The following is a 16,887-nucleotide window of genomic DNA, read 5'->3' on the forward strand; positions in this document are numbered from 1 at the left end:
GTTGGCCAGATAACGGGAGATCCACTTATGCCACAGGTACTGACCGAACAGGACGGACACGTGCTGACCGTCACCCTCAACCGCCCTGCGCGACGCAACGCGCTGACGATATCCAGTCTGTCCCGGCTGGCGGACATCTGGAGCGAGGCCGCTGCCGACACCAGCGTCCGGGTTGTCGTGCTCACCGGAGCGGAGGGTTCGTTCTGCGCCGGAATGGATCTGCGCGGTATGGCGGGGGAGGACGGCGATGAGGACGCCGCAGCTGCCGAACGGGCGAAGACCGACCGGGGGTTCGCCAACCGCGGTCTTCTCAAGACCGGCCGGATGAACAAGCCGGTCATCGCGGCCGTCGAAGGAAACGCGATCGCCGGGGGCATGGAACTGCTGCTCGGTACGGACATCCGAGTTGCCGGCGAAGGCGCACGGTTCGGGCTGTCGGAGGTTCGTTGGGCGCTCTATCCGGCGGGTGGTGGTGTCGTCCGGCTCTCCCGTCAGATCCCTTACCCGGTCGCGGTCGACATCATGCTGACCGGTCGGCATATCGACACGACGGAAGCCGCCCAGCTGGGTCTCATCGGCCACATCGTCCCCGACGGGAAGTCGCTGGAGACCGCACGACAGATTGCCGCCACGATCGCGGCCAACGGCCCGCTGGCGGTCGAGGCGGTCGTGCGTACCCTCCGGGAAACCGCGGCGATGTCCGAGGAAGAGGCTTTCGCTTTCGAACAGCCCCACATCGCCGCGGTCTTCGGTTCGGAAGACGCGCAGGAAGGCCCGAGGGCCTTTGCCGAAAAGCGGACACCGGTATTCCACGGCCGCTGAACTCGGTAGCCTGAAGGACCTGATCGTGGCGTCCACATCGATCTCATCTCGGTCGCCTGACGTGCGGCCGTTTGACTGGAGAACCCATGGAACAACCGTTGACCGCGGCCGAGCTGATGGAGCGATTGAGGGGGCCGGACGGTTCCCTGTCGTTGGAGTCGGCGGAGCGGATCGGCTTCGTTTCGCCCGGGCCGTCCATTTCGGCCACCGATCCGTTCTTCTCCTACGATCGCCCGGAGGCACACGGGGTACACGTCGAGCAGGTCCTCGTTCCCTTGCGAGACGGCAGTCATCTCAGTGGTGAGCTGCACCGGCCGGCCAACGCCGACGGCACGCCCGCGGCCGGCCGTTTCCCGGGCATCGTCTACGAGTTCAACGGATACGACGCCGTGCCGCTCTTCGCCGCCGGGGTGAAGCCTTTCGTGACCCGGGGATACGTTGCGCTGGTCTGCAACGTACGGGGGACCGGCGGGTCACCGGGCGTCATCGACCCGTTCGGCCCACAAGAGCAACGCGACAACGTCGACCTCATCGAATGGCTGGCCGAACAGCCGTACTCCACCGGGAAGATCGGCCAGATGGGGGTGAGCTACGGCGGCCACACCACGTTGCTGGCCGCGGTCAACCGGCCACCGCACCTGACCGCGGTGATCGCCGTTCAAGCGATCAGCGACTGGTACGAAAACACCATCTACCGCGGCGGGATCCCCAACGCGAAGATCCACGAATGGCAGCGGTCGACCGCGCCCGACACACTGGAGACCTACCCTCGCCATCCGCTCTACGACGACTACTGGCGCGAGCGCAGCGTCAAGGCCCGCTGGGACCAGCTTCAGGTCCCGGTGCTCGACGTCGGCGGCTGGCTCGATCCTTACCGAGCGGCCATGGTCGAGAACTTCCGCGCGCGCCAGGACAGCGTCTGGATGGTCGCCGGACCGTGGGCGCACGGTATGGTGCCCGGCCGGCTCGAGGACATCGGCTCGGCCGCCTACCTCGCCTGGTGGGACCACTGGCTCTCCGACCTGCCCGGCGCGCTGCCCGAAGCGAAGGTCACCTCCTACGAGATGCCGGCGGAGGGCTGGCGGCTGTACTCCATCTGGCCGCCCGCCGAGTCGCGGACGACAAGCTTCAGCCTGAGCGCGGCGGGTGAACTCCTGTCCAGCACCGAGCCGGCGACACCGGCCGGCACGAGCACATTCGACGTCGGGACCGGCCAGCTGGGCTTCGAAACCCGTCCGCTGGACACCGACGAGGTGATCACGGGCGGGATCGAGGCGACCGTGCGGGCGTCGTTCACCGCGGCCGATGGCGCGATCGCGGTGGTGCTGGAGGACGTCGCGCCGGACGGCACCGCCGAACGTGTCGCCAATGGCTGGCTGCGGGCGAGCCACCGCCGCGGCAGCGAAGAACTCGCCGCGGTGGCCCCCTATGCCGACTATCCGCTGGTGATCATGTTGTGGCCCATCCATCACCGCGTACGCGCCGGTCACCGGCTCAAGGCCACGGTGTCCAGCCGCGACTACCCGCTCATCGAGAATGACGCCCCGGACGGCACGGTGACCGTATGGCTGGGCGAGGGCGGCTCCACCCTTCGCTACCAGGCGCTGCCGTGACGGCGGGCTCGTGGGGAACGGTGAGGATCGGTTCGGGGGCGGGGTTCGCCGATGACCGGGTGGAGCCCGCGGTGGAGCTCGCCGAGCACGGGGAGCTCGATTACCTCGTGTTCGAGTGCCTGGCCGAACGCACGATCGCGCTTGCCCAGCTCCAACGGCGTCGCGATCCGCGGTCCGGTTACAACGAATGGCTCGCCGAGCGGATGCAGGCGGTGCTCCCGGTGTGCGCCCGCCGCGGAGTCAGGATCGTGACGAACATGGGGGCCGCGAACCCACTGGCCGCGGCCGAGGTCGTGACCGGTGTCGCTCGCGATGCGGGGTTGACCGGTTTGAGGATCGCGGCGGTGACCGGGGACGACGTCCTGGACCTGGTCGAGCGCGCCGACTCGCGCCTGCCGGAGCTGGGCGGAACGGTCGGCTCCCTGGGCGAGGACCTGGTGTCGGCGAACGCCTATCTCGGCGCCGCCGGGGTGGCCGAGGCGCTGGCGGACGGCGCCGACGTCGTGCTCACCGGCCGGATCGCGGATCCCTCGCTGTATCTCGCCCCGCTCATCCACGAGTTCGGCTGGGCGCCTGATGACTGGGATCGTCTCGGCCGGGGCCTGTGTGCGGGGCATCTGCTCGAATGCGCGGGGCAGGTCACCGGTGGCTACTTCGCCGATCCGGGGCGCAAGGAGGTGCCGGGGTTGGCGCGGTTGGGCTTCCCGATCGCGGAGGTCACCGAGGACGGGGTGTTCACGGTGACGAAGGTCCCGGGGTCCGGTGGGCGGGTCACGGTCGCGACCTGCGTCGAGCAGTTGCTCTACGAGGTGCATGACCCGGCCGCTTATGTCTCCGCCGACGTCGTGGCTGATTTCTCCGGCGCCGAACTGGTCCAGACCGGCGAGGACCGGGTCCGCGTCAGCGGGGTGTCGGGGCACGCTCGTCCGGAGACGCTGAAGGTCTCTGTCGGTTACCTCGACGGGTATCGGGGAGAGGGCCAGATCTCCTATGCCGGCCCCAACGCCGTGGCTCGTGGACGGCTGGCGCTCGACATCGTGCGGGAGCGGCTGGCCCTTACCCGGGTGGCCACGACCGAGCTCCAGTTCGAACTCATCGGCGTCGACGCCGTGCACCGGGGTGCGGGGGCGTCGGCTGCTGAACCGAACGAGGTGCGTGCCCGGGTCGCCGGTCGTACCCGTGGCCTCGCCGACGCTCGTCGTATCGGTCGTGAGGTCAGCTCGTTGTGGCTCAACGGCCCGGCCGGTGGCGCGGGGGCGACCCGTCAGGTGGAGGAGGTCGTGGCGATCGCCTCGGCCTTCGTTCCCCGGGACCTGGTCACCACCGTTGTCACCTTCCTGGAGGTCTGACCGATGCGGCTCTACGACTTGGCGCATGCCCGCGCGGGGGACAAGGGCACCACCTCGGACATCTCTGTGATCGCCTACCGGCAGAACGACTACGCGTTCCTCGAACGACACGTGACCTCGCGCCGTGTGCGTGAGCACTTCTCCGACCTCGTCATGGGCACTATCGAACGCTATGAGTTACCGCAGTTGTCGGCGCTGAAGTTCGTCCTTCACCACACGATTGGCGGTGTTACCCGAACTCTCGATGTCGACATCCACGGAAAGAGCCTCGCCTCCTGCCTGCTCGAACTGCACCTGCCCGAAGTGTTCGCGGTTTAGTGGACGCGGGTTATGCTGCGATCTGTGTCTGAACTTGCTGTCCTTTTCGAATGAGGATGGCCGCCACGATCGCGGCGATGACACACGCGGCGGCGGCCACGAGGACGCCGAGCGCTGGGCGTCGAAACCCGGACACGCCCAACTCGCCAGAGTGCCCAGTGAAAACCCCACAGCCAACAAGATCGAGCGACTGATCTCGACCGACACCGTCGACTGGTTCCCTCAACTGGCACCCAACGGGCATTTCGCCGTGTACTTCCAGTATCCAGCAACAATCGTAGGCCACGCCCGTCGCACGACTGCCGCTGTTCGGTGGACAAGGCACGATCAACGGCAACAGCTGTAGCCCCGACTCCCAACAGTCCGCCTTCGAGCCTCTGCCCCCTCGAAACCGTGATTGAACGGAAATAGGCATGACATGCGGGGACTGAACGGCCAGCGGATTTTGGTTGCCGGTAATGGGAGTGGCGTCGGCGCTGCGACGGCGGGTTCGGCTGATCGAGGAGGGTGTGCGCCTGGTTTCGGGTGATACCAATCTGGCGGAGCCGAAGCGGTCGCGCAGCAGGTCAACGACGCTGGCGGCGAAGCAACCGCCGTCTTCTTCGACCTCGCGGACGTGGAATCGGTCGGGGCACTTGTCGACCGCGGTTGAAATCTTGGGTGGCCTCGAGGGCGTCGCGAAGGTGGCCGGGAATCTGTCTGCGGCCATCGTGGGCAACGATCTGGTCTGTTCGATGCCGAACCGACCACCCGGTTTCGGCAAGGTCCTGGTGGTACCCAGAATTCTGGCGCCGAGATCAGCATTCAACGCACTGTGCCGAGCACCGTCCGATGTGGTCTTCGTGATCTGAAGGACGGCCCCGATGGCGTCCACATTGATCTCGCCGCAGTCTCCTGTCGTACGGCCGTGTGATTGGAGACTCTTCACGACCGGCGCATGGCTATCGCCGGCCCTCACCCCAGTGATTGACTACCTTTGCAAGAGTCTTTAACTAAGACTCTTGTCATGGTGGTCTAGACCCTGCATACTTGATTTCTGTCAGCCCGCTGAATGACCTGAAGTGAGAGGTGAAAACGATGTTGCCCCAGCCGGTACGGCGTTCTAACCGCGCCAGAAAACTTCGCGTCCCTGCTTGCCTCGCCGTCGTTGTGGTCGTCGCGGTCGCCACGGCCGGTGGTGGTTCCGCGGCCGCGTCGCCCGCGAGATTGCTACCGTCCGCACAGGCGACGTTCACTGAGGACTTCGACGGCCCGGCCGGTAGCGGCGTTGACCTGAGCAAGTGGCATTTCGAAACCGGGGATAACGCGAACAACCACGAGCGCGAGTGGTACACGTCCGGTACCGACAACGCCGCGCTCGACGGGCAGGGCAACCTCGTCATCACCGCCAAGAAAGAGAATCCCGGAAACTACAATTGCTGGTACGGCCCTTGTGCATACACCTCGGCCCGACTGTCCACAGCCGGCCAGTTCACCCAGGCCTACGGGCACTTCGAGGCCCGCATGAAAATCCCCCGCGGACAGGGCATGTGGCCGGCTTTCTGGCTGCTCGGTGACAACATCGGGGACGTTGGCTGGCCGGGCAGCGGCGAGGTCGACATCATGGAGAACGTCGGCAACGAGCCGAACACTGTGCACGGCACCATTCACGGCCCCGGCTACTCCGGGGCCAACGGCATCGGCGCTGCCTATAACGGGCCCACCTTCGCCGACGACTTCCACACCTACGCGGTGGACTGGGCGCCGGACTCGATCAGCTGGTCGGTCGACGGGAACGTCTACGAGACCCGCACCCCGGCCGACGTCAACGGCAACCAGTGGGTGTTCGACCATCCCTTCTACATCATCCTCAACCTCGCCGTCGGCGGCGACTGGCCAGGCGACCCGAACGACAGCACGTCATTCCCCCAGCAGCTCGTCGTCGACTACATGCACGTCACCACCAGTGATGGCGGCAGTCTCGCTGTTTCTGCATCCCACGCGCGCAAGGCGGGAACGTCTACACCGTAGTGATCTCATCGACGTCGTCTGTCCAAAGTAGACGGTTGACCCGTCGCGCAGGTCACTGTCTTTCGACGGTCGTCAGACACTGACGCGGCCGACTTCAAGAACAGTAACCGAACCACGCCGCGGCCGCCGGGGGCATGCTGATCCTGCCCCGGCAACCCCAGAACGAATCCGCCTGTGCCCGACTGGGTTTCCGCGAACTGTATCTCGCCGCTGCAGTCGCTTTGTCTGCACTTTCGTCGAGAACCGCCGGTCTCGGTACGGCTAAGAGGTTGTCTTACGTGGTGAGTTTGGCGAGTTTCTTGTAGCAGGTGATGGCTGCTCCGAGTGTGAGGAAGCCGAGGAAATGGCGGGCATGGCGTTCATAACGCAAGGTCAAGCGGCGGTACCCGGTCAACCAGGCCATTGTTCGCTCAATGACCCAGCGGTGCCTGCCCAGCCTCTGATTGCTCTCGACACCTTTGTGAGTAATGCGGACGCTCATGCCCCGGTCGCGGACCCATCTGCGGAGTGCTGCGTGGTAGTAGGCTTTGTCGGCGTGCAGCTTGCCCGGCGTGCGCCGACGCGGGCCACGGCGGGACTTGACCGCGGGCAGGGCCATGACGAGAGGCTTGAGCGCGTCAGCGTCGTTGGTGTTGGCCGCGGAAACCCTCACGACCAGTGGCAGCCCGGCGCATTCGGACAAGACGTGGATCTTCGAGCCGGTCTTGCCCCGGTCCACCGGGCTCGGGCCGGTCAGAGATCCCCCTTTTTTGGCCCGGACACTGGCGCCGTCGATGATCGCGCGGGACCAGTCGAGCGCACCCCGGCTGCCGAGTTCGTCGAGGACAACGTGATGGAGTTCGCGAAACACCCCAGCTCTGGTCCACTGAGCGAAGCGTCGATGCGCGGTCTGGAACGGCACCCCGAACGACGGCGGCAGATCACGCCACGCACACCCGCTGGTCAGGACGTACACAACCAATTCGGCTCGCAACGCTACGCGGTACTGTTCAAACCCGGCACCTACAGCAACGACGTGAACATCGGCTTCTACACCCAGGCACTCGGCCTGGGGCTCAACCCCGACGACGTCACCATCAACGGCGGCGTGCACGTCCAGGCCGACTGGCAGGGCGGCAACGCCACCCTCAACTTCTGGCGCGGCGCCGAAAACCTCGCCGTCAACCCGCCAGGCGGCACGGACACCTGGGCTGCGTCCCAGGCGTCACCACTGCGCCGGGTGGACATCCACGGCGACCTCCAACTCGACAACGGCGGCTGGTCCAGCGGAGGATTCCTCGCCGACGCGAACGTGAGCGGGCAGGTCCGCTCAGGCTCACAGCAGCAGTGGCTGTCCCGGGACACCTCCTGGGGCAGCTGGAGCGGGTCGAACTGGAACATGGCCTTCGTCGGCTCCCAGAACGCCCCGGCGCAGAGCTTCCCCAACCCGCCCGACACCGTCGTGGACCAGGCACCGATCGTGCGTGAGAAGCCGTTCCTGTACCTCGACGACTCGGGCAACTACCAGGTGTTCGTCCCCGCGGTGCGCATCAACTCCGCCGGCACCAGCTGGGGCAACGGAGCCCCACCGGGAACATCGCTGCCGATCAGCCAGTTCTACATCGCCAAACCGGGCGACAGCGCCGACACGATCAACGCCGCCCTCACGGCGGGCCAGAACCTGCTGTTCACCTCCGGCATCTATCCACTGGGTGCCGATGTCCACGTGACCCGCCCCGACACCATGGTCCTCGGCCTCGGTCTGGCCACCTTGTCACCGGTCAACGGCAACGCCGCGATGACCGTCGACGACGTGAGCGGGGTGACGATCGCCGGGCTCCTCATCGACGCCGGACCGACCAACTCGCCGGTTCTCATGCAATTCGGCCAGAACGGCTCCAATTCCGACCACAGCGCGGACCCGGCCCTGCTGTCGGACGTGTTCTTCCGCATCGGCGGCGCGGGGGTCGGCAAAGCGAGCCAGAGCCTCGTTATCAACAGCAACAACGTGATCACCGACGATATGTGGATCTGGCGGGCTGACCACGGTGACGGAGTCGGCTGGTACGACAACACCGCTGCCAATGGGCTGGTCGTCAACGGCGACAACGTGACCGCGTACGGACTGTTCGTCGAGCATTTCCAGCAGTACCAGGTGATCTGGAACGGCAACGGCGGACGCACGTACTTCTTCCAGAACGAGATGCGATACGACGTCCCTGACCAAGGCACCTGGCGGGGCGACGCGAACGGGTACGCCGCCTACAAGGTCGCTGACACCGTCACCGACCACCAAGCGTGGGGTGTCGGCAGCTACTGCTACTTCAGTACCAATCCCAGCGTGGTGGCCGACCACGCCTTCGAAGTGCCCGACACGCCCGGGGTCGGTTTCCACGACCTCGTCACGGTCTCGCTGGGTGGCACCGGGACGATCACCAACATCATCAACTCCACCGGCGGCTCCGCCGGTTCCGGCAATGCCGTCGCCGACCTCACCAACTACCCCTGACCGCCTTCGTGTCTGAGGAGAAACCTATGCATCGCTTGCGATCCGCGACTTGTCTCGCGCTTGCGCTTGGCACCGCTTTGTTCGCCACCACGCCGGTGGCGAGCGCGGCGCCCGCCAGCGGATTCCCCGCGCACTACTTCGCGCCCTATCTGGAACTCAGCGATTCCACTGTGGACACCATGGCTGCGGACCTGCAGGCGACTGGAACGAAGTTCTACACCCTGGCGTTCCTGATCCCTCAGAATGGCTGCACCACGCAGTGGGAAAGCGGCGGATCTCCGGTCGGGGCCTACGCCTCGCAGATCAGCGCCCTGCAGTCCGCCGGAGGGGACGTGACCATTTCCTTTGGCGGGGCCGCAGGCGGGGAACTGGCCCAGACCTGCACTTCGGTGTCCGACCTGACCGCCGCGTACGCCGGCATAGTCAGCACGTACGGTGTCACCCGGCTGGACTTCGACATCGAAGGCGGCACCCTCGACGACACCGCCGCCAACCAGCGCCGCAACCAGGCTCTCGCCGCGCTGCAGCAGCAGAACCCCGCGGTGCAGGTGGACTACACCCTCGCGGTGGGGCCGGACGGCCTGCCCGGCCAGGAAATGGGAGTGCTGCAGGACGCCCAGTCGCAAGGGGTGAACGTCAATGCCGTCAACATCATGACAATGGATTTCGGTGACGGCCAGAACGCCCTCGACGACGCGATTTCCGCGACCCAGGCGACCAGCAACCAACTCGCCGGGCTCTACGGCGTCTCCGGCGCGCAGGCCTACGGAAAGATCGGCATCACACCGATCGCCGGGCAGAACGACGACAACGAGTACTTCAGCCAATCCGACGCGTCCACCCTGGAGAATTTCGCCGCGTCCAACGGCGTCCAATCACTGGCCTTCTGGGAGGTCAGCCACTACGACCAGCCCTTGGGCTACGCCTACTCGCAGATCTTCAACCAGATCACCGGCAACGGTGCGTCCTCGTCAGCTCGGAGGTAGCGCGATGAAGAATATAAAGAAGTTGAATCTGGCTGCGGCCGCACTGGCGGTTTTCGCGGCATTGTTCATTGCCGCCCCGGCGTCAGCCATGACGCTGGTACACCACGCTGCCCAGGTCAGGCCGCTCGCCGATGACGGGTCGCCGTCGGCTGCCGAACTGCTGGCGAAGACCGCGCAGTGCAACCAGGTGTCCAACGGTACCTATTCGGACAAGAACGGCGGGCAGGCGGCGATCTGCGGCGCCAACGGCGCCTACTTCTGGACCTCCGGCATGGCCGTCGACTGCGACGGCCAGCGGACCAGCCAGTGCAACGAAAACACCGACTGCTGTTTCTACAATGACACCTCTTTCCATCAGTCTGACAGACAACCACTGAACGCGGCACAACTGCCGTACGTGGTGATCCCGCTGCCGAGCAGCGTGTGGAGCTACCAAGATGCCGGTATCCACGGCGGCGACGTGCTCGCGGTGATCTACAACGGGCACGTGGAGTACGCGGTCTTCGGCGATGAGGGCCCAAGCGACAGCATCGGGGAAGCGTCCTACGCGACAGCACAGTCCCTGGGCATCGACCCCGACCCGAAGACCGGTGGCACCGCGGGCCCGGTGACCTACATCGTGTTCAAGAATTCCCAGCTGTCCACCATCGAAGACCACAACAGCGCGGTGTCCCAAGGGCACACCTTCGCCACGCAGTTCATCAGCAACAACTGACCGTCAACCCGCAGGACGCGCAGCGGCCTCGTCCAGACGAGGCCACCGCGCGATGGTGGTCACTCACGCTCGATCGTTCGCAGCCCGCGCGCAGGCGTCCACCACTCGACGACGAGCATCGACCTACGAGGGCGGGGTTGTCCGGGGCCAGATGCGTCGGGGAATCCACTCAGGATCTCGGCGGCTTCAGAAAGTTCAGTGGGCCACCGCCCGATGATGGCGTCGCCAGCCTGCCGAAGCGACACGTTCTCGTCGAGCCCGAGGTACGGGCGTGTCCCCAGCGGATCGCGGCTACCGTGCCGACCCGCTCCGGTTCGTGGGCTTCGGGTGCGCCCTGGCGGGAAATCCAGTGTGCGCTTTTTCTCGCTGGCCGTCAGGTCGTCTTTCAGTCCGGCGCCAGTATTGGTTGTCGACTAACCGTCCGTTAGTCGTAGTCGTGAGCGGCGATTGGACGCCGGGCCGGATCCACCAGACGCAGTCATCGCTCATTCAGCGCATCGACCTGGAGAATCCAGTGAGCCTTTCCGAGTAACTGGTTGCTCGGAAAGGCTCAATCTGCCCGGTAGAACCGCCAAGGTACCCCCTTCCATCACCAACCTGCCAAGACCATGCCGGCAAACGACAGTCGTTTACCGGCTACGTATTTGCCCACCAGTAGCCGTGCTATGAAACCATTGGTAAACCGGCCTTTGCCGATTGCCTTGACCGGCCCGGGTGCGGTGATGACCCTCGGCCCGGCGCAGCGACACGCCGGGTATGCTGCGGCTGGCGGCGCGCCAGCCGCACTACGACGACCTGCCAGTCGACCTGTGTCCGTGGCCATGAGAAAGTGGTTCTGGCACAAAGTCCGTGATGGTGTCGCCTGCCACGAGTATGGGCTCTGTCCCTCTTTGCGTGATCAAGCAGGCTCGGGCTGGCGAGCAATCATCATGTCGTGTGTAGAATTCTCTTGCGTAGCAGGGAAAAACTGGCCAGCCCGTACGTTTGCCGCTTGAGCATTTTGATTCTGTTGACAGCCCCCTCCGTGGGACCATTGCTCCAGAGCAGCGTGAGTCCGGCGGTCACGGCGGTCAAGTCGTGCCGCAGGCCAGTAACGAAGGAATGCAGCGCGGGAAGATCATCAGAACGAACGCAGTCCATCCACACCGGCAGCAGGTCGCCACGCAGATCGCGGATCATGGTGGCGAACGCGCCGACGTGCCGTCGGGTTGTCTCGAGTTCCGGGCAACGAGCCAGGATCCCCTTGAGCTGCAGACAGTCCCGTTCAGACAGGTTCTGCGGATCGCGCATCATCCACCCCACCACGTGGCGGATCTTCGGTGGCGGTATTGGCTTTGTCGTTTCCGGCGTTGGCCGGTCGGTACGCAACCCCTGAAGGTAGCGGTAGACGGTCCGCGCACTGCCCCGGTAGCCCTGCTCACGGATCTCACCGTATAGATGGGAGACATCGGTGCAACCCTGGTGCCACCGCTGGTACAGATGGGATTTGTACTCATCGAGCAGCGTGACGCGGGAGGTGGTCATGGCCAGTAGCTCCTCCACACTCTCAGCGTTGAGGATTCTGCGCACCGTCTTGCGGTCCACCCCCAGTTCATGCCCGATTGTGCGCAGGCCCTTGCCTTGCGCACGCAGAGCCCGGATCGCCGCGTACCGCTCCTTCAAGCGCACCGCGAATTCGGTCTGTGCCGCCTGATCGGGCCGAGCGTCGGCACCAGGTGGTTCACTGGTGGCCGTTTCATCGGCCGTGACCTCCACCTCCACGTCGGTACCCCTCCGGTGCGCCATCGCCGGCAACCAAGGGTTTCCGCAGACAGCCGCGGTGCGCGATCACGGTCTTTTCCACCGCCTCGCCGAGGTTCTTCCATACATGCCATCGGTCGGCGCACTGTGTGGCCTGCGGCGCGCCTCTCGAGGCGGCCAAAGCGCAGGCGCCGGCCCGATCCCGGGTGATTATCTCGATCTCGGGATGGCCCTTCAGCCACTCAGCGAGGGTGGCCGCCTCGCAGTCTGGTAGCACGTCGATGGGACGGTGCGTGGCCATATTGATCAAGATCGTGGCGTACACCTACCCTTTCTTGATCGCGAAATCGTCGACGCCCAGCACGGTGACCTCGCCCACGGGGGCGTCGGGCAGAGCCCGCACCAGCCGCAACAATGTGTTCCGACCGGCCGGCATCCCCAGCCCCGTAGCCAACCGCGCACCGGCACGCCCGGCCAACGCCAGGCCAATCGACTCCAGCATCTCCCGGGAGCGCGGTGTCCTGCGGGCACGTGGTGTCGCCACGCCAACGGGCTGCTCGGCGAAGGTATGGACCCCACACTCGGTGGTGTCACAGAAGAATCGTCGTACCCGCAGCCTGAGCACCACCATCTGGCCGCTGATCGCGGCATCGGCCAGTCGCCGGTCATAGCGACTGTGCACCCGGCTGGCCGCGTGACCGCACGTATAGCAGGCCACCTCACGCACCCTCGCATGTGCCCACACCAGCACGGCACCGGCCGCCTGCTCGACCCGCTCGATCGCCACGGCTGCCAGATGAGGAAGAAGCACGTCGAGACCATGATCATCACATTTGGTACATGATCACATACGGGCCGTCACCTCCGCCGCCGACCTTGATCACGCAAAGAGGGACAGAGCCCCATGCTCGTGGCAGAACAGGCGCTCAAGCGGTCCCATGCACGCGGCAAACGACACACCGTAAATGCCTGCGGGACCGGCCTGCGCAGGACGCTGTGGCACAGCCAGCCCCATCCGCTACCGCTGCTGCTGAGGGACGCAGGGCTGAACTGACCCGGCAGCGGTGGACCGAGGTCCATGCCCTCTGCGACCGAGGTGTCGGCGCCACCGCGATCAGTAAGGCGCTGAACTTGGACGGCAAGACCGTGCGCCGCAACACCCAGGCCGCGAGCGCCGAGGACTTGCTCACCGAGGTGGACCGGCGAGGCAGCGAACTGGACGTCCACACGGAGTATCTGGCCCAGCGCTGGCAGGAAGGCTGTACCAACGTCGCCCGGCTGGCCACCGAACTGCGGGCCCGCGGCTATCGCGGCGCCGGCCGGAACGTTCGGCGGCTCCTGCAGACCTGGCGTGCCGGAGCGACCCCGCTGGCCACGACGCCGACGTCGACGTTCAAGGCCCGGCAAGTCACCGGGTGGATCATCCGCCCTGCCGTCAAACGCACCGAACGAGAGCAGACCTGTCTGAAAGAAATCCTGGAACGCTGCGAGACGCTGCGCACCGTCGATGACCTCGTCAGCGACTTCGCTGGGATGCTTCGCCAACGCCAAGGTCAGCATCTCGATGGCTGGATCGGCCGCGCGCAGGCCAGTGGTGTCCAGCAATTGCAAGGCTTCGCCGCCGGCTTGCTCAAGGACTACGACGCGGTCCGCAACGGACTGACCCTCATCTGGAGCAGTGGCGCGGTCGAGGGAGCAGTCGGACGACTGAAATCGATCAAGCTGCAGATGTACGGCCGAGCCAACTTCGACCTCCTCCGGCGGCGGGTACTACTGAGCTTCTGACCCCCAACAAATCACGGACTTTGTGCCAGAACCACCACAGCCTGGCCGTTGACAACCTGCTCCCCGAACGAGGCGAACCCGCTGCCGCAGCCGGCGCAGCGGCGCTCGTCCTCGCCGAGGTCGTAGATGATGTCGATGGTCGGTAGATGAGAAAATCCCTGCGCCGTGGACCCGGCGCTCCCGCCCGCTGCCCGCGCCGTTTCTCACCGTGACGGGACTCATAACCGCTGTCCGGCCCGGCGTCTGGCATGCCACCGCGCAAACTTTTCTCCGAGGAGTCTCCGAACACCATCTGTTTCACCGTCGCCAGTTCACCGGTCACCTGCTCCAGCAGCACCCGCAACTCTCGATTGTCGGCCTCGGCTTTCTCCAACGCCGCACTCAACTCGACGTTGGCCGCCACGACTTCTCTGAGTCGGGCTTCGTGCCACTCGGCTCGCGCCTGCCTGGACGCCGCATCATCTGCCACAGGCCGTTCCTGGGCTACCGCGCTCAGGCTCATCGGGAAACACCATCACACCGCAGGGCTGCCCCGAATGAACCTCCGCGCGGCGTGTCGCGGCACGCCGGGCGCAACCCAGCCGTCCAGAAAAACGCCCGTATCCCAATGACCGCAATACAAGATCAACATTAGAAAACCACGCACGCGATCTCCGAATGCTTACGTCTGGGAATCCTCGGGGCAGCCTAATCGACGTCCGCGAATCAAGGAGAAACTGAGTACCCGCCACCCCCCGGCTCAAGCTCCGGGGGAATCACTTCAGCTGGGAAGAAACGTTTGTACAGACGGACGACCGTACCATCATTGATCGACCTGGAGATGCCGTCATTCAACTCGCTAACCAAAGTCTTGTCACCTATTCGCACCGCGAAGGCGGACGGAGCTTCCTTTGCAGCAACGCTATAGCCAATCTCCAGCGCGCTCGGCGCAGCCTGCTTAACGTACTTAGTTCCCACCGCCTGCGTCGCGACCCACCCGTCCAGCGCGCCACTCTTCAGCTGGGCTGCCGCAGAATTGGAGTCCGGGAAGCGGACCACCTTCGCGCCAGGTATTTTCTGGGCATACTCCTCTTGCAGAGTTCCCTGGACGACGCCAAGCCGCTTTCCAGACAGTGCATTGGGTGTCGTCAGTCTGGCCCCCTTGGCTGTGACCACGACTGTGATCCCGACATGGTAGCCGTTGGTGAACGACACCGTCTTCTTTCGAGCTTCGGTAGAGGAGATCGTAGCGCTGCCGATGTCGAACCTGCCCACGGCGATCCCCGAAAGCAATCCAGCGAAATCAGTCCCGACAAAGCTGAGATCAATATTCTCGTATCGTGCGGCAACCCTGAGCAGTTCGTTGTCGAACCCGGTGTATACGCCTTGCGCAATATAGGCCGATGGGGGCGAATCGGAAAGTGTTGCGACCACCAACGGCGAAACCTTGGACGCACTGCAGCCAGCGAGACCCACTACCGCCAAGCACGCGACGGTAACGACGGCAAGTAGACGTTTCGCACTCATCGATTACTACCCCTTCTTAGAGAGCTGTATTTTTGCTGCGGAGCAGTATCAACGGAAGCTCTGGAGACAAGTCCCCTATATATCACAAGACCAGCGTCCATGCCGCAACGCTCACTTGTCAAAAACGATCAGTTGCAGAACGCCTTCAAGCAGATCGCAGGCGCTGCCTCCGAAAAAAAGCCCTCGGCCCCCGTTGATGGGGCCGATGTCGTCGTGGAGGTCGGGTGTCAGATGAAGCCGGATCGTAGTGCGTATGCGACGGCATGTGTACGGTTCCGCAGTTTCAGTCGTCGTAGTATGCCCTGGATGATGTTCCTGATTGTGCGTTCGGAGTAGTCGAGCCGCCGGGCGATTTCTGGGATGACAAGGCCGTCGGCGGTCAGGCGTAGGACTTCGACTTCGCGAGGGGTCAGTATGTGTGCGGTCAGTCCCTGCGGGTTGTCGCTGCGACGTAGCTCTTCGACCTGACGCAGGAGTTCTCCGAGGAGTCTCGGAGACATGAGCGCACCGCCTTCGGCGGCTATCATTATGCTGCTGAGCAGGCGTTCGCGGGTTGCCTTGCGTCGCGGAAGAGCGATGACGATCCGGCAGGCGGCCGCCGTCATCGGATCTACTGCAGGGTCAGTGAACTGCTCGCAGATGAGCACCACGGGTGTGTCAGTCTTGGCCGCCGACCGGCGTAGCTCAGCAGTGACGGTGTTCGTCAGCAGGTCGGTGACCACGACCAATATGTCGGCGTCGGTGCGTTGCGCCGGGGGAAGCGCGACGACTCCCGGATGGTGCTGCAGATAGGCAGCCAATCCCGCGGCGGCTATAGGGTCCGTCGTTTGGACAGCGACTCGGACACATTTGGTCGCGGATAGGAAGTCATTCATGTGCCTGGGCCGTACGGTTAGGATCGACCATGATCCATTCTTCGGGCCGACGCTGAAGTCCCGCGGCCGCGATGTCAACGCTGCGAATCACTGTCGGCGTTGTCGATCCTTCGATCTCGTCGGCACCCCGCCGACCCCGACGTGTGACAGAGGGGCCAACCTGGCCGGGTCTCGTGCTAGCGACGACGATTTCCGACCTGGACATTATTTCGCGTTTCGCCACGCTTGGATTGGTCATGATCGCTCTCTCGAAAATTTTCGCGCCTGAGCCATGTGCTAATCAGGCGCAGTGATGGATACCTGGGTATATTGTTCCCTTGGAGATCGGAGTGTCCCGATTGTGTAGACACTCGGTTGTGTGACTTGTGGCCGCGTGAGTGCGTGGTGTGCTCGTATTCGATCATCATGTTTGGGGTGTGCAATCGGGCGGTTGCGGAGGATCGTGTGATGGCCGGTTTCGGCGAGGCGTTCGAACACTGTCCCGCGAGAGCCGCACGCACCCTACAATAATTCGCCTGACAAAATCTTGGCAGTTACTCAGAGTTGGTCTGTGGTCTGTGTGGTGAGGTCATCGCGCCGCCCAGCGAACATGAGCTCGGCGGCGCGATGGACCACGTCGGTTTCTCAGCTCACCGCAGGCTGTCGACCTTCTCCGGAACGGCCGGTTGTTCCTCGAGGTG

At 64.6% G+C, this 16,887-nt stretch carries 14 protein-coding genes and 2 pseudogenes; 10 read left to right on the forward strand and 6 right to left on the reverse strand.

The window, feature by feature from the left end; all coding sequences use genetic code 11:
* Positions 1-27: 27 nt before the first annotated feature.
* The 6 genes and pseudogenes from JWQ81_RS18090 to JWQ81_RS18115 form a co-directional block, all read left to right on the forward strand.
* Positions 28-822 carry a crotonase/enoyl-CoA hydratase family protein gene (locus JWQ81_RS18090; protein ID WP_297542981.1) on the forward strand — a complete coding sequence of 265 codons (795 nt, stop codon included), beginning with the start codon at positions 28-30 and terminating at the stop codon, positions 820-822.
* Positions 823-908: 86 nt separating this feature from the next.
* Positions 909-2,435, forward strand: a complete 1,527-nt coding sequence (locus JWQ81_RS18095) for a CocE/NonD family hydrolase (RefSeq protein WP_297542983.1) — start codon at positions 909-911, stop codon at positions 2,433-2,435.
* Positions 2,436-2,455: 20 nt separating this feature from the next.
* Positions 2,456-3,784, forward strand: coding sequence for an acyclic terpene utilization AtuA family protein (locus JWQ81_RS18100; protein ID WP_297542985.1), 1,329 nt, complete (start codon positions 2,456-2,458; stop codon positions 3,782-3,784).
* 3 nt (positions 3,785-3,787) lie between these two features.
* The gene (locus JWQ81_RS18105) at positions 3,788-4,102 is read left to right on the forward strand and encodes a hypothetical protein (RefSeq protein WP_297542987.1); all 315 of its coding nucleotides are present in this window, start codon (positions 3,788-3,790) and stop codon (positions 4,100-4,102) included.
* Between the two features lie 464 nt (positions 4,103-4,566).
* Positions 4,567-4,953 (forward strand): hypothetical protein, encoded by a 387-nt coding sequence (locus JWQ81_RS18110; protein ID WP_297542989.1) that lies wholly within the window; start codon positions 4,567-4,569, stop codon positions 4,951-4,953.
* A 367-nt stretch (positions 4,954-5,320) separates the two neighbouring features.
* Positions 5,321-6,052 (forward strand): annotated as a pseudogene (locus JWQ81_RS18115) (glycoside hydrolase family 16 protein); the annotation flags it as partial.
* Positions 6,053-6,386: 334 nt separating this feature from the next.
* Here JWQ81_RS18115 and JWQ81_RS18120 read toward each other — a convergent pair.
* Positions 6,387-7,070, reverse strand: a pseudogene (locus JWQ81_RS18120) (IS5 family transposase); the annotation flags it as partial.
* Between JWQ81_RS18120 and JWQ81_RS18125 the strand changes: the two are divergent.
* From JWQ81_RS18125 to JWQ81_RS18135, 3 genes are read left to right on the forward strand one after another with little or no spacing between them, the layout of a single operon-like run.
* Entirely contained in the window at positions 6,993-8,600 is a 1,608-nt protein-coding gene (locus JWQ81_RS18125) for a coagulation factor 5/8 type domain-containing protein (protein WP_366942306.1), read from the forward strand. The pseudogene JWQ81_RS18120 and the gene JWQ81_RS18125 sit on opposite strands and share 78 nt — an antisense overlap.
* Positions 8,601-8,626: 26 nt before the next feature.
* A complete protein-coding gene (locus JWQ81_RS18130) occupies positions 8,627-9,586 on the forward strand; it encodes a glycosyl hydrolase family 18 protein (protein ID WP_297542993.1) in 960 nt (319 codons plus the stop codon).
* Positions 9,587-9,590: 4 nt separating this feature from the next.
* Positions 9,591-10,301 (forward strand): glycoside hydrolase family 75 protein, encoded by a 711-nt coding sequence (locus tag JWQ81_RS18135; RefSeq protein ID WP_366942307.1) that lies wholly within the window; start codon positions 9,591-9,593, stop codon positions 10,299-10,301.
* Positions 10,302-11,228: 927 nt separating this feature from the next.
* Here the strand turns inward: JWQ81_RS18135 and JWQ81_RS18140 are convergent.
* The 3 genes from JWQ81_RS18140 to JWQ81_RS18145 are packed head-to-tail and all read right to left on the reverse strand — an operon-like array spanning position 11,229 to position 12,852.
* Entirely contained in the window at positions 11,229-12,062 is an 834-nt protein-coding gene (locus tag JWQ81_RS18140) for a transposase (protein WP_297542995.1), read from the reverse strand.
* Complete coding sequence (locus JWQ81_RS44995) at positions 12,037-12,366, reverse strand: transposase (protein ID WP_366942308.1); 330 nt, start codon at positions 12,364-12,366, stop codon at positions 12,037-12,039. Before JWQ81_RS44995 ends, JWQ81_RS18140 begins: the two co-directional genes overlap by 26 nt.
* Positions 12,367-12,852: a transposase family protein gene (locus JWQ81_RS18145; protein ID WP_297542997.1), complete on the reverse strand. Its 486-nt coding sequence runs from the start codon at positions 12,850-12,852 to the stop codon at positions 12,367-12,369.
* A 320-nt stretch (positions 12,853-13,172) separates the two neighbouring features.
* Here JWQ81_RS18145 and JWQ81_RS18150 point away from each other — a divergent pair, with 320 nt between their 5' ends.
* A complete protein-coding gene (locus tag JWQ81_RS18150; RefSeq protein WP_297542999.1) occupies positions 13,173-13,826 on the forward strand; it encodes a transposase in 654 nt (217 codons plus the stop codon).
* Positions 13,827-14,531: 705 nt separating this feature from the next.
* Here JWQ81_RS18150 and JWQ81_RS18155 read toward each other — a convergent pair.
* Together JWQ81_RS18155 and JWQ81_RS18160 are read right to left on the reverse strand one after the other, a co-directional pair.
* Complete coding sequence (locus tag JWQ81_RS18155) at positions 14,532-15,239, reverse strand: ABC transporter substrate-binding protein (protein WP_297543005.1); 708 nt, start codon at positions 15,237-15,239, stop codon at positions 14,532-14,534.
* 320 nt (positions 15,240-15,559) lie between these two features.
* Complete coding sequence (locus tag JWQ81_RS18160) at positions 15,560-16,132, reverse strand: response regulator transcription factor (protein WP_297543001.1); 573 nt, start codon at positions 16,130-16,132, stop codon at positions 15,560-15,562.
* Positions 16,133-16,887 lie beyond the last annotated feature (755 nt).

The sequence above is a fragment of the Amycolatopsis sp. genome (assembly GCF_025464955.1).
In the GTDB taxonomy this organism is placed as follows: Bacteria; Actinomycetota; Actinomycetes; order Mycobacteriales; family Pseudonocardiaceae; genus Amycolatopsis.